Here is a 13,059-nt window from a genome sequence, read left to right on the forward strand (position 1 = left end):
GCCTCGACGCAGCCCCCGGTGCAACAGTTCGACACACGGCACGGCCTGTACGGGCGGTCCCGGCCAGAATGGGGGCATGTCCGAGACCCCCCGTTCCTTCGCGACGGCGCAGGTGCAGGCGGGCTACCGGCCGGGCACCGCCGAGAACACCGCTGTGCCGCCGATCTATCAGTCGAACGCGTTCGAGTTCTCCTCGCTCAGTGAGGCGAGAGACCGCTTCGCGCTCCGCCGGGACGGCAACATCTACAGCCGCGCCGCCAACCCGACCGTGCTCGTCTTCGAGGAGCGCGTGGCCGCGCTCGAGGGCGGCATCGCCGCCGCAGGCGTCGCGTCGGGGCAGGCGGCCGTCGCACTCTCGCTGCTCGCATTGGCCAAGCAGGGCGAGCACATCGTGGCCGCCAACCAGCTGTACGGCGGCACCATCGACCTGTTGCAGGACACCTTCGCCGACTGGGGCATCGAGGTCACGTTCGTCGACCAGGACGATCCGGACGCCTGGAGAGCCGCGCTGCGACCCGAAACGCGCGCGCTGTTCGCGGAGTCGGTGACCAACCCCATCGCGCAGGTCCTCGATGTGCGCACCGTGGCCCGGATCGCCCATGACGCCGGCGTTCCCCTCGTGATCGACAACACCGTCGCGACCCCGTACCTGCAACGCTCGAAGGACTTCGGCGCCGACATCGTCGTGCACTCGGCGACGAAATTCCTCGGCGGTCACGGCACCGCCCTCGGCGGGGCGGTCGTCGACCTGGGCACCTTCGATTTCACCGCCGACCCCGCCCGCTGGCCGCAGCTGACCGAGCCGTACCGCCGCGTCCCCGGCGGAAGCCTCGTGGACCGGTTCGGCGCCACCGGGTCGCCGTACATCGCGCTGGTGAAGACGAAGTACGTGCACGACCTCGGCCCCTCGCTGTCGGCATTCAACGCGTTCCAGCTGCTGCAGGGGCTGGAGACGCTGGATCTGCGCATGCAGCGTCATTCCGCGACGGCCCTGAGCGCCGCACGGTTCCTCGACGCCCACCCCGCCGTCGCCCACGTGCATCACCCCGGTCTGGAATCCAGCGCCTGGCACACCCTCGCCCGCACCTATCTGCCGCGCGGCGCGGCGTCCGTCTTCTCTTTCGATCTGCACTCCACCGGGGACCCGGATGCGGATTTCGCGCTGGTGGAGCGCTTCATCGGGCGCCTCGAGGTCGTACGACTGGTCGCCAACATCGGCGACGCACGCAGCCTCGTGGCCCACCCGGCCTCGATGACGCACAGCCACCTCACGCCGCGCCAGCTCGCCGACGCGGGCATCGGGCCGACCACGATCCGCCTGTCGCTCGGGCTGGAGGATCCCGCGGACATCCTCGCGGATCTGGACGCGGCCCTGGTCTGGACCCGCGCGGCGCGGGCCACGGTCGGTACGCTCGGAGCATGACTGGACTGCGCTGGGGAATCCTCGCCACGGGCGGCATCGCCCACGCCTTCACTCACGATCTGCGCATCGCCGGTCTCGACGTCGCGGCGGTCGGATCGCGATCCGCGGATTCCGCCGCGCGGTTCGCGGCGGAATTCGAGATCCCGCACGTGCACGCCTCCTACGAGGACCTGGTCTCGGACCCCGACGTCGACATCGTCTACGTGTCGACCCCGCATCCGATGCACGCGGAGAACGCGATTCTCGCGCTCGAACACGGCAAGCACGTGCTCGTCGAGAAGCCCTTCGCACTGACCGGCGCCGAGGCGGCTGCGGTGCGCGATGCGGCCGCCGAACGCGGACTGCTGGCCATGGAGGCGATGTGGACCCGGTACCTGCCGCACATGATCCGCATCCGCGAACTCCTCGACACGGGGGCGCTGGGTGACGTACGGGCCCTTTTCGCCGATCACACGCAGCGCATCTCGTCTGATCCGAGCCACCGCCTGAACGCGCTGGAACTGGGCGGCGGCGCGCTGCTGGACCTGGGCGTCTACCCGGTCTCGTTCGCGTGGGACATGCTCGGCGCGCCGGTTGCGGTCACCGCCGCGGCCACCCTCGGCCCCACGGGCGTGGACGGCGAGGTCGCGACGATCCTCTCGCACGCCTCCGGCGCGCTGTCGACGTCGATCTCGGCATCCCACGCCGCCGGTCCGAACACGGCGCACATCGTGGGCACGGATGCCCGGATCGACATCGACCCGGTCTGGTACAACCCGACCTCGTTCCGGCTGGTCGCACCCGACGGCAGCGTCATGGAATCGTACGAGTCCGAGGTCGAAGGACGCGGGATGCAGTACCAGGCGATCGCCGCGGAGCAGTACGTCTCCGACGGGCGGAACGACAGCGACATCCTGCCGATCGGCGAGACCGTGGCGATCATGGAAACGCTCGATGAGATCCGCCGGCAGATCGGGCTGCAGTACCCCACCGAGCGCTGAGCGACGGCCGTCGGGACCTCCGCGCACAGGTGACGCCGGGTACCGCCTGTCAGAATGTACTCATGCCCGACTCGCAGAATTCCCGCGTCGCCGTCTATCTGGACTTCGACAACATCGTCATCTCCTGGTACGACCGCGTACACGGCCGCAACTCCTACGGCCGCGACCGGCAGCGCATCATCGAGACGCCGGAAGACCCCGAGATCGCCGAGCGTCTGACCGCGGCGACGATCGATGTGGGCGCGATCATCGACTATGCGGCATCCTTCGGGACACTGGTGCTCACGCGTGCCTACGCCGACTGGTCCTCACCGGTCAACGCGGTCTACCGCACTCAGCTGGTCGCGCGGGCCGTCGACCTCGTACAGCTGTTCCCCGCCGCCGCCTACGCGAAGAACGGCGCCGACATCCGCCTCGCCGTCGACGTCGTGGAGGACATGTTCCGCCTTCCCGATCTCACGCACGTGGTGATCGTCGCCGGCGATTCCGATTACGTCCCGCTCGCTCAGCGCTGCCGTCGCCTCGGACGCTACGTGGTCGCGGTGGGCGTGGCCGGCTCGACCGCGAAGTCCCTCGCCGCCGCCTGCGACGAGTTCGAGGCCTACGATTCGCTTCCTGGAGTGCCCCGCGTCGCCCGTGTCGCGGCGGTGGCGAAGGAGTCCGGTTCGCGCGCGCCCTCTCGTGGGGCCGGTTCCCGGTCCAAGGCCGCAGCGGCCGAGGCGGCCTCGGAGGCGGCGGCCGGCGATGCCGCCACCGAGACGACGGGTGAGGCGGCCGCGCCCGACGCGCCCGCGGCGACCGCCGTCAAGACCCGGGGCGGACGAGGTGGACGCAAGACTCCGGCCAAGGAGGCTGCGGCCGCGGAGGCCGCCGTGGCTGCGGACGCGGAGGCGCCGACGGCGGCCGCGGAGACCGCCGAGAACACCGCTGCGGCGGTGGAGGCATCCCTGATCGACGCGCTGGGGCCGGCCGCGCCGCCCAAGCGCACCAACCGTCGTGCGTCATCGACCACGGTCGCGGCGGGCGTCGATGCGTCGCCGCCCACGGTGGAGGAGCCGTCCGAAGACCCCCAGGAGGTCGCCACGCGCCTGCTCGAGCGCGCGCTTCGACTCGGGCATGACAAGGACGACGACGCCGAGTGGCTGCACAGTTCGGCCGTCAAGACCCACATGCGCCGGATGGACCCCTCGTTCAGCGAGAAGGCCCTCGGCTACCGGTCGTTCTCGGACTTCGTCAAGGCGCGGGAGTCGATCGCGGAGCTCGAGGAAACCGGACACGAACGCCTCGTGCGCCTCCGCGAGTAGCGCACGGCGGGGCGGCTCGGTCCTCGTCCGCGCGAAACCCTTCGGGTACAGTGTCGACTGTGGTACGGCGCATCGCTCCACCAGGCTCGCAGTCCTCGCTTCGTGAAGCGAACCGAGCCCGGCTTGTCGAGTCACTCAAGCGCCACGGGCGACTCACTCAGGTCGAACTGGCCGGGAGCACCGGGCTCTCACCCGCGACGGTGTCGAACATCGTCAAAGAGCTGACCGCCTCCGGGCTGCTGCACACGTCGATCACCTCGCGCAGCGGACGCCGCGCCACGCTGGTCTCGCTCACCCGACAGCTCGGGCTGGTCGCCGGTGTCCATTTCAGCGCGCGCCAGCTGCACATCGCGATCGCCGACGCCACCCGCACCGTGGTGACCCAGACGACGCTCCCTCTTCCCCTGGATCATCGCCACGACGCCGAGCTGGACCGCCTCAGCATCCTTCTCAGCGACATGATGGAGACCCTCGGCGGCACCGTCGGGGAGCTGCTCGCCGTGGGACTGGCCCTGCCCGCACCCATCGACCCGCGCACCGGAATGGTCTCCACCCCGGGGCTTCTGCGGGGATGGGAGGGCATCGATGTCGCCGAGAGCCTCACCGCGCGCATCGGCCGCCCCGTCTTCGTCGACAGCGAGGCGAATCTCGCCGGGCTCGCCGAAGCACGCGAGGGCAGTGCGCGCTCGGCATCCTCCTCCGTGTTCATCCGCGTCGGTCATACGATCAGCGCCGGCCTCATCGTCGGGGGCGATCTCTTCCGGGGGGTCAACGGCAAGGCGGGTCAGATCGGGCACGTGACGATCGACGAGAACGGCCCGATCTGCCGGTGCAGCAACCGCGGATGCCTCGAGAGCTACGCCGGTGGCCCCGCGCTCCTCTCGCTCTTTCCGCCGAGCGAGGGGATGCAGCGCCTCAGCGATCTGATCCAGGCGTCCTATAGCGGTGACGGCAGTTCGCGGCGGGTCATCGCCGACGCCGGCCGGCACATCGGCATCGCCGCAGCCAGCCTGTGCAATCTGTTCGATCCCGAACTGATCGTCGTCGGCGGCGAACTCGGCCAGGCCGGCGAGATCCTTATGGCGCCGATGCGCCATTCGCTCGAACGCACCGCACTGGCCTCAGCCAACGGTCTGCCCGAGATCGTCGCCGCATCGTTCGGCGAGTGGGCCGAGACGCGCGGAGCGATCACGATCGCCCTCGACCACGTCATCGTCGAAGCCGACGCGCTCCCCTTCACGGCCTAGGCGCCCGATGGCTCACCGGGCGTCGGCGAGACGCTTCCTTCGGCGGGCGAGCGCGGTCGGGGTCGCGCTCGCCGTGATCGGCGCTGCGCTCACGGCGTGCACCGGGGCGCCGGCCGGATCCGACGGCGACGGGTCGGCGGGCACCGTCGCCCTGCTGCTGCCGGATGCCAAGACCGCGCGCTATGAAACCTTCGATCGCCCGTTCTTCGAGGACCGCATCGCCGAGCTCGGGGACTACCGGGTCTTGTACACGAACGCGGATCAGGATGCCGCGAAGCAGCAGCAGCAGGCGGAGTCCGCCCTCGCCGCCGGCGCGGGCGTCCTGGTCCTGGACCCGGTGGACGTCGGTGCCGCTGTCACGATCGTGGCCGCGGCGAACGCGCAGGGTGTCCCGGTCGTCTCCTACGATCGGCTGGTCGCAGGAGGCGACATCGCCTACTACGTGTCGTTCGACAACGAGAAGGTGGGGCAGCTTCAGGCGACCGCCTTCGTCGAGGCGCTCACCGAACGCGGTGACCTGAGTGGCGGCATCCTGATGGTCAACGGCTCCCCCACCGACAGCAACGCGACCCGCTTCGCCGAGGGCGCGCACAGCGTCATCGACGCGGCCGGGCTGCGCATCCTCGCGGAGTACGCGACTCCGGATTGGAGCCCGGACAAGGCCCAGGAGTGGGTGACCGGGCAGATCTCGCAGTACGGTTCCGACATCGTGGGTGTCTATGCGGCGAACGACGGGACGGCCAGCGGCGCGGTCTCGGCGCTCAAAGCGGCGAATGTCAGCCCCTGGCCCGTCGTCACGGGGCAGGATGCCGAGTTGTCCGCGATCCAGCGGATCCTCACGGGCGATCAGTACATGACCGTGTACAAGGCCATCAAACCTCAGGCCGAGCTGGCCGCCGAGGTCGCCGTCGCGCTGCTGCATGGCGAGGAGGTCACCGCCCCGCTCGAGATCGACGGCACCCCGACGACCCTGCTGGACCCGGTCGCCGTGACGATCCACGACATCCTCGCCACGGTGGTCGCGGACGGGTTCTGGACGATCGAGGACATCTGCACCCCCGCGTACCGCGAGGCGTGCGTGACCGCCGGACTGCTGACGGAGTGATCCGTTGCTGACGCCGGTGCGCGGGACGGCAGGTAGGGTTCTTCGAAAAGACCGCCCGACGATGAGGACGTGAGGATGTCGCTGCCTGCCGCCCGCACAGGACGCGCGCGCGAGCGCGTCCTGACGATGCGAGGCATTGCGAAGCGGTTCGGCGCCGTCAGAGCGCTGACGGACGTCGACTTCTGGGTGAACGAGGGCGAAGTCGTGGCGCTGATCGGCGACAACGGCGCGGGCAAGTCCACGCTCGTCAAGGTGCTCTCCGGCGTCCACGCACCCGACTCGGGCACCATCGAATACGACGGCGACGCCGTGGAGATCACCAGCCCTGCAGACGCGCAGGAACTCGGGATCGCGACGGTCTTCCAGGACCTCGCGCTGTGCGACAACCTCGACGTGGTCGCGAACCTCTGGCTCGGCCGCGAACTGCGCAGCGGGCGGACTCTGGACGAAGTGGACATGGAGCAGCAGACCTGGACGCTGCTGCGGGAGCTGTCGGCGAAGATCCCCTCCGTGCGCACTCCGGTCGCGTCGCTCTCTGGCGGCCAGCGTCAGACCGTCGCCATCGCCCGCTCGCTCATCGGCGACCCGCGCGTGGTCATCCTCGATGAGCCCACTGCCGCACTCGGGGTCGCTCAGACCGCTGAGGTCCTGAACCTCATCGAGCGCCTCCGCGAACGGGGGCACGGCGTGGTGCTGATCAGCCACAGCATGGCCGACGTCATGGCCGTCGCGGACCGGGTGGTCGTCCTGCGTCTCGGGCGCAACAACGGCGTGTACAACATCGCCGACGTCACGAGCGCGACGCTGATCGCCGCGATCACCGGAGCCACCGACAACGCGGTCACCCGTCGCGCGGCCGACCGACCCGACGCCGAGCCGGCGCCGGAGGGTGAGATCATCCGCATGACCGACAAGAGCGGACGCCGCAAACGGAACGCTCCCGGCGGCGGCGGCGCATGAAGGCGGCCCGTGAGGATCGCGGGATGGCGGCGGCGTTGGACCCGTCAGAGGACCGCCTGCTGAGCCCACGAAGACTTCGCGGCGCGGTCACGCTGCTGCTGACCCGGGTGCGCGGCGGCGACCTCGGCTCGCTTCCGGTCATCGTCGGCCTCGTCCTGATCTGGACCGTGTTCCAGGCCCTGAACCCGGTCTTCCTCTCGAGCACGAACCTCGTGAACCTGACGATGCAGTGCGCGGCGATCGGCACGATCGCACTGGGGATCGTGCTGGTACTGCTCGTGGGCGAGATCGACCTGTCCGTCGGGTCGGTCTCCGGGCTGGCGTCGGCGATCCTGGCGGTGGGCTTCGTCCAGCTCGAATGGAACCTGATCCTCGCCCTCGTCGCGGCCATCGCCGCCGGTGCGCTGGTGGGGCTGCTCTACGGCTTCCTCTTCACGCGATTCGGCCTGCCCAGCTTCGTGATCACGCTCGCCGGACTGCTGGGCTTCCTGGGGCTGCAGCTGTGGGTGCTCGGCCCGAACGGGTCCATCAATCTGCCCTTCGATTCGTGGCTGGTGTACTTCGCCCAGCAGATGTTCCTTCCCGCGTGGGCCTCGTACGTTGTCGCCGTACTCGCCGCGGGCGGATACGCGTGGATCCTCACACGACGCGCGCGCCAGCGGGCAGCAGCGAATCTCGTGAGTCAGAGCTACCTCGAGATCGGCCTGCGCAGCGTGGCACTGCTCGCCTTTCTGACCGTCGCTTCGTGGTACCTGAACCTGTCGCGGGGCGTCGGTGTCATGTTCCTGTTCTTCCTGACGCTCGTGGTGATCGCGAACTTCGCCCTGACGCGCACGCGATGGGGACGCGCCGTCTACGCCGTGGGCGGCTCCGTCGAGGCCTCGCGCCGGGCCGGGATCCGCGTCGACCGCATCTACGTCTCGGTGTTCATCTTCTGCTCGAGTCTCGCCGCAATCGGCGGCATCCTGGCGGCTGCACGGCTCGCTGCCGCGAACCAGAGCTCCGGAGCGGGTGATGTGAACCTCAACGCGATTGCGGCCGCCGTGATCGGCGGCGCAAGTCTCTTCGGCGGCAGGGGCACCGCATTCGCTGCGCTGTTGGGCATCGTGGTGATCCAGTCCATCGCCTCGGGCCTGACGCTGCTGAATCTCGACTCATCGGTGAAGTTCATGGTCACCGGTGTCGTGCTCGTGCTGGCCGTGACCGTGGACTCGCTTTCGCGACGGAAGCGGGCCGCCGTCGGCAGAGCCTGAACGCTTCATGCGTTCAAGTGAAAAACCCGCCCAAGCAAGGAACTCTCGGCTGCAGGGCCGGAATCGAGCACAATGCTCATTGTCGTGCGGGGCGAATGAGCATTTCGGTCGGACGCCGACGCGGGTCGGTAATGCCGAACGGGTCTGTACCGGTCGAATTGCGGCTGTTGTCAAAGCGTTACGTTCATGTCTTGACGCCAACGCCCCATGTCGTCAGGATCTTCCTCAAGCGCGAACCACGCTGGGGGGTTCTCTGGCGTTCGCATCTTCAAAGACGAAAGGCGAAAGATGAAGAAGTCTGCAATCCTCTCCGCGGCCGCTCTCGCCGGCGCGGCCGCGCTGCTCCTCGCCGGCTGTTCCGGCTCGGGTGGCGCGACGCCCAGCGACAGTGGTGACAGTGGTGGAGGCGATGCCGCCGGCCGTGCCTGCGTCATCCTGCCCGACGCGGCCTCGTCGCCGCGGTGGGAGAACTTCGACCGCAAGTACCTCCAGGAGGGCCTGGAGGGCGCCGGATTCGAGGTCGACATCCAGAACGCGCAGGGCGACGTCAACAAGTACTCGACCATCGCCGACCAGCAGCTCACGCAGGGCTGCGGCGTGATGCTGCTCGTGGACTACCAGGGTGCCGCCGAAGCGGTCGCCACCAAGGCCAAGGCCGAGGGCATCCCGGTGATCGCGTACGACCGCCCGTTCTCGGGCGCCGACTACTACGTGTCGTTCGACAACGTAGAGGTCGGCCGCCTGCAGGGTCAGACCGTGCTCGACGGCCTCGAGGCCAAGGGCGTCGCGCCCGCGGACGCGACAGTCGTCTACATCGGCGGAGACCCTACCGACGGCAACGCGGCCATGTTCCACGATGGCGCGGTCGAGGTCATGGAAGGCGCGGGCATCGTGCCGGCGGCCGAGCCCCCGGGGGCATGGGACCAGGCCAAGTCGCAGACCAACTTCGAGCAGGCGCTGACCTCGCTCGGCGGACAGGTCGACGGCGTCTGGGCGGCCAACGACACGAACGCCGCCGGCGTCATCAAGGTCCTGCAGGACAACAACCTCCAGGGAGTTGCCGTTTCGGGCCAGGATGCCAACGTCGCGGGTCTGCAGAACATCCTGCTCGGATGGCAGACGGCCACGGTGTACAAGCCGGTCGCGGATGAGGCTGCCGCGGCGGTCGAGGTCGCGATCGCGCTCCTGAGCGGCGAGGAGGTCGAGACCGACGCCGAGCTGGACGACGGCACGCCGTACATCCAGGTCACCCCGCTGCTGGTCGGACCCAACGAGGTCAAGGACGTCATCGCCGCCGGCGACGCATCCTTCGACGACGTCTGCACGCCGGATGTCGCCGCAGCCTGCACGGAGTTCGGCGTCACCGAGTAACCTAACCGCCACAGCCGCGAGGGCGTCGCGTCATCGAAGGCGCGACGCCCTCTGCGCGCTCCCGTTCCGCCATCGCAAGGAAGCGAGCATGTCAGACACGATCACAGCAGCAGAGCCGATCATCCAGCTGGTCGGCGTGAAGAAGTCGTTCGGTCCCGTCAACGTCCTCAAAGGCGTCGACCTGAAGGTGTACCCCGGCAAGGTGACCGCCCTGGTGGGCGACAACGGCGCCGGAAAGTCGACCCTGATCAAGGGCCTCGCCGGCGTCCAGCCGTACGACGAGGGCGAGGTCCTCATCGACGGCGAGCACCGGGACCTGCACGCACCCCGGGATGCCGCGCACCTCGGCATCGAGGTGGTGTACCAGGACCTCGCCCTGTGCGACAACCTGGACATCGTGCAGAACATGTTCCTCGGTCGCGAGGAACTCACGTTCGGCACGTTCGACGAGGGCCGCATGGAGAAGGACGCGTCCGACACCCTTCGCGGGCTTTCGGTCCGTACGGTGAAGTCGGTGCGGCAGAAGGTCTCGTCACTGTCCGGTGGTCAGCGCCAGACCGTCGCGATCGCCCGCGCGGTGCTGAAGAAGGCGCGGGTCGTCATCCTCGACGAGCCGACCGCGGCGCTCGGCGTCGCGCAGACCGAGCAGGTCCTGAACCTCGTCACGCGTCTGTCCGAGCAGGGCGTGGCCGTGATCCTCATCAGCCACAACCTCGCGGATGTGTTCCAGGTGGCCGATGACATCGCGGTCCTCTACCTGGGACAGATGGTCGCGCAGATCAACGTCGCCGACACCACGCGTGACGACGTCGTCGGCTACATCACGGGAACCAAGACCCTGGGCGGCATCGAGCACATCGGCACGTCCACGATCGTGACGGAGGTACCGGAATGACCAGCACGACTCGCACGGAAGCCGCTCCCGACCCGCTCGCCAGCGACATGATCGGCAGCGGCGTCGAGGGCGGCCTCGCCGATCAGGTGGCGGCCTGGTGGCAGCGCGTCCGCGGTGGTGACATGGGCGCCCTTCCCGCCGTCGGCGGCCTGGTGGTCCTCGCGATCCTCTTCAGCGTGCTGAGCCCGTTCTTCCTCACCGAGCGCAATTTCGCGAACCTGCTGAACCAGGCCGCACCGCTGGTGGTGCTCGGCATGGCGCTCGTGTTCGTGCTGCTCCTGGGTGAGATCGACCTGTCCGCAGGTGTCACCGGCGGCGTCGGCATGGCCCTGTTCGTGGTGCTGGCGTCGACATTCAATATCCCGTGGCCGATCGCGCTGCTGGTGGGCTTCGGCTTCGGCTTCCTCACCGGCGCGTTCATCGGATTCTTCGTCGCGAGGGTCGGCATCCCGTCGTTCGTGGTGACGTTGGGTCTGTTCCTGGGCTTCCAGGGACTCGCGCTGGTCATCATCGGCCCCGGTGGCCTGTTCCGCCTCGAGGTGCCCGAGCTCATCGCGCTGCAGAACGGCAACCTCCCGGTGTGGGCGGGGTGGGCGATGCTCGTCATCATCCTCCTCATCTCGGGCGGCACCGCGTTCTGGGACCGCAGCCGTCGCACGAGGGCGGGCGTGCCCAACCGCGCGATCTCGCTCGTGTTCATCAAGCTGGCGGTCATCGCCGTCTTGGGCGGCGCGTTCGTGTTCGTCCTGAGCCAGAACCGCGGCCAGTCGGTGAATGAGGTGGCCGGCGTGCCGATCATCGTTCCCGTCGTGCTGCTGATCCTGTGGATCGGCACGTTCGTGCTCGACCGGACGAAGTTCGGCCGCTACATCTACGCGATCGGCGGCAACGCCGAGGCCGCACGCCGCTCGGGCGTGAAGGTGCGCTGGGTGAAGTGGTGGGCGTTCGTGATCTGTTCGTCGCTCGCGGTCGCGGCCGCGCTGTTCAGCGTCGCGCGCGTCGGAGCGGTCGATGCGACGGTGGGTCGCGACATCGTCCTGTCGGGCGTCGCGGCAGCGGTAGTGGGCGGCGTCAGCCTCTTCGGCGGAAAAGGCCGGCTCATGCACGCCGCGATCGGCGCGCTCGTGATCGCGGTCATCGCGAACGGCCTGGGTCTGCTCAACCTCCCCGCGGGCATCAACCTGCTCGTCACGGGCGGTGTGCTGATCCTGGCGGCGACGGTCGACGCGCTCTCGCGGCTGAGATCCGGCGGAACGCGGGTCTAGCCGAACACCGTCGGCGAAAGCGCCGGGACCGGATGGTTCCGGCGCTTTTCGCGTGCTCGGGGGGCACTGCCTGAGGCGAAGTCCCAGTCGAGTAGGTGAGACTGTCCGAATGCCTTCTTACTCCCCCGACTCGTTGCGCCGCTGGCCCGACGTCGAATCCGCCGAGCTGTTCGCCATCGACGCCGCCGACCGCCTGCTCCTGGACGAATCGGCCGCGGCTCGCGCGGAGGCACCGGCCGGCAGCCTGGTGGTCATCGGGGACGCCTACGGTGCGCTGACCCTCGGAGCCGCGGACGCGGGCGCAACCGACATCCGCGTACACCAGGATCTCGTCACCGGCGAGCGGGCGCTGGAGGCCAACGCCGAACGAGCCGGCCTGACCGGCGCCTTCCGCTCTCTCGCGCTCGCCCCGGAGCTCATCACCGGTGCCCGCGTTGTGCTCCTCCGCCTCCCCCGCGCACTCGACGAACTGGCGGACATCGCCGCGCTCATCGCGGCGCACGCGGGTCCCGACGTCGTCGTGTTCGCCGGCGGACGCATCAAGCACATGACCGTGGCGATGAACGAGGTGCTGCGACGATCCTTCGGATCGGTCGACGTGACCCACGCCCGACAGAAGTCCCGCGTCCTCATCGCACGCGGGCCGCTGGCCGCTCGCGACCCCGAACCCCGCGCCCGCCCGCAGGCGGTCCCCGGCCTCGAAGACCCGATCACCGTGTGCGCATTCGGCGGCGCGTTCGCGGGCACGTCGATCGACATCGGCACCCGGTTCCTGCTCGAACAGCTGGGTGCTCCGGATCCTGACGCCGAGGGCGACGTCATCGACTTCGGCTGCGGCACGGGCGTGGTCGCGACCTGGTTGGCGCTGCGGCATCCCGCGCTGTCCGTTCTGGCGACCGACCAGTCTTCGATCGCGGTGGCCTCGGCACGGGCGACGTCCGAGGCGAACGGCGTCGCCGGCCGCGTCGCGGTGGTGCGCGACCTCGGACTGCGGTCGCGCCCCGACGCCAGCGCGAGCTTCATCGCCCTCAACCCGCCGTTCCACACCGGCGCCGCAGTGGCCGATGGCGTCGCCGAGCCGATGTTCGCCGAGGCCGGCCGCGCGTTGGCGTCCGGCGGCGAGCTGTGGACGGTGTGGAACTCACCGCTCCAGTACCGCGCCGCCCTGGAACGGCTCGTCGGCCGGACGCGACAGGTGGCCCGGAACGCGAAGTTCACCGTGACGGTCTCCACGCGGGCCTGATCGCCGGCGTTCG

Annotated in this window: 11 protein-coding genes; all 11 read left to right on the forward strand. The window is 69.3% G+C overall.

The window, feature by feature from the left end:
- Window positions 1-76 precede the first annotated feature (76 nt).
- The 11 genes from ABD655_RS12245 (at window position 77) to ABD655_RS12295 (ending at window position 13,046) form a co-directional block, all read left to right on the forward strand.
- The gene (locus ABD655_RS12245) at window positions 77-1,423 is read left to right on the forward strand and encodes an O-acetylhomoserine aminocarboxypropyltransferase/cysteine synthase family protein (protein ID WP_344714301.1); all 1,347 of its coding nucleotides are present in this window, start codon (window positions 77-79) and stop codon (window positions 1,421-1,423) included.
- On the forward strand, window positions 1,420-2,403 hold the full coding sequence (locus tag ABD655_RS12250; RefSeq protein WP_344714303.1) for a Gfo/Idh/MocA family protein: 984 nt from the start codon (window positions 1,420-1,422) through the stop codon (window positions 2,401-2,403). The genes ABD655_RS12245 and ABD655_RS12250 overlap by 4 nt, the downstream gene beginning before the upstream one ends.
- Before the next feature lie 62 nt (window positions 2,404-2,465).
- The gene (locus ABD655_RS12255) at window positions 2,466-3,707 is read left to right on the forward strand and encodes an NYN domain-containing protein (RefSeq protein ID WP_344714304.1); all 1,242 of its coding nucleotides are present in this window, start codon (window positions 2,466-2,468) and stop codon (window positions 3,705-3,707) included.
- Window positions 3,708-3,766: 59 nt separating this feature from the next.
- A complete protein-coding gene (locus ABD655_RS12260; RefSeq protein ID WP_344714305.1) occupies window positions 3,767-4,954 on the forward strand; it encodes an ROK family transcriptional regulator in 1,188 nt (395 codons plus the stop codon).
- A gap of 7 nt (window positions 4,955-4,961) precedes the next feature.
- Window positions 4,962-6,059, forward strand: a complete 1,098-nt coding sequence (locus tag ABD655_RS12265) for a sugar ABC transporter substrate-binding protein (RefSeq protein WP_344714306.1) — start codon at window positions 4,962-4,964, stop codon at window positions 6,057-6,059.
- Window positions 6,060-6,134: 75 nt separating this feature from the next.
- On the forward strand, window positions 6,135-7,019 hold the full coding sequence (locus ABD655_RS12270) for an ATP-binding cassette domain-containing protein (RefSeq protein WP_344714308.1): 885 nt from the start codon (window positions 6,135-6,137) through the stop codon (window positions 7,017-7,019).
- Between the two features lie 23 nt (window positions 7,020-7,042).
- Window positions 7,043-8,272, forward strand: coding sequence for a sugar ABC transporter permease (locus ABD655_RS12275; protein WP_344714309.1), 1,230 nt, complete (start codon window positions 7,043-7,045; stop codon window positions 8,270-8,272).
- A gap of 288 nt (window positions 8,273-8,560) precedes the next feature.
- Window positions 8,561-9,643, forward strand: a complete 1,083-nt coding sequence (locus tag ABD655_RS12280; RefSeq protein WP_344714310.1) for a sugar ABC transporter substrate-binding protein — start codon at window positions 8,561-8,563, stop codon at window positions 9,641-9,643.
- 88 nt (window positions 9,644-9,731) lie between these two features.
- A complete protein-coding gene (locus ABD655_RS12285) occupies window positions 9,732-10,538 on the forward strand; it encodes an ATP-binding cassette domain-containing protein (RefSeq protein ID WP_344714312.1) in 807 nt (268 codons plus the stop codon).
- On the forward strand, window positions 10,535-11,803 hold the full coding sequence (locus ABD655_RS12290; protein WP_344714314.1) for a sugar ABC transporter permease: 1,269 nt from the start codon (window positions 10,535-10,537) through the stop codon (window positions 11,801-11,803). Before ABD655_RS12285 ends, ABD655_RS12290 begins: the two co-directional genes overlap by 4 nt.
- A gap of 109 nt (window positions 11,804-11,912) precedes the next feature.
- The gene (locus ABD655_RS12295) at window positions 11,913-13,046 is read left to right on the forward strand and encodes a class I SAM-dependent methyltransferase (RefSeq protein WP_344714315.1); all 1,134 of its coding nucleotides are present in this window, start codon (window positions 11,913-11,915) and stop codon (window positions 13,044-13,046) included.
- Window positions 13,047-13,059 lie beyond the last annotated feature (13 nt).

The sequence above is a fragment of the Microbacterium terregens genome (assembly GCF_039534975.1).
In the GTDB taxonomy this organism is placed as follows: Bacteria; Actinomycetota; Actinomycetes; order Actinomycetales; family Microbacteriaceae; genus Microbacterium; species Microbacterium terregens.

Coding starts and splice junctions, on each gene's coding strand:
- ABD655_RS12245 (WP_344714301.1), top strand. CDS start 77: ATGTCCGAGACCCCCCGTTCCTTCGCGACGGCGCAGGTGCAGGCGGGC.
- ABD655_RS12250 (WP_344714303.1), top strand. CDS start 1,420: ATGACTGGACTGCGCTGGGGAATCCTCGCCACGGGCGGCATCGCCCAC.
- ABD655_RS12255 (WP_344714304.1), top strand. CDS start 2,466: ATGCCCGACTCGCAGAATTCCCGCGTCGCCGTCTATCTGGACTTCGAC.
- ABD655_RS12265 (WP_344714306.1), top strand. CDS start 4,962: ATGGCTCACCGGGCGTCGGCGAGACGCTTCCTTCGGCGGGCGAGCGCG.
- ABD655_RS12270 (WP_344714308.1), top strand. CDS start 6,135: ATGTCGCTGCCTGCCGCCCGCACAGGACGCGCGCGCGAGCGCGTCCTG.
- ABD655_RS12275 (WP_344714309.1), top strand. CDS start 7,043: ATGGCGGCGGCGTTGGACCCGTCAGAGGACCGCCTGCTGAGCCCACGA.
- ABD655_RS12280 (WP_344714310.1), top strand. CDS start 8,561: ATGAAGAAGTCTGCAATCCTCTCCGCGGCCGCTCTCGCCGGCGCGGCC.
- ABD655_RS12285 (WP_344714312.1), top strand. CDS start 9,732: ATGTCAGACACGATCACAGCAGCAGAGCCGATCATCCAGCTGGTCGGC.
- ABD655_RS12290 (WP_344714314.1), top strand. CDS start 10,535: ATGACCAGCACGACTCGCACGGAAGCCGCTCCCGACCCGCTCGCCAGC.
- ABD655_RS12295 (WP_344714315.1), top strand. CDS start 11,913: ATGCCTTCTTACTCCCCCGACTCGTTGCGCCGCTGGCCCGACGTCGAA.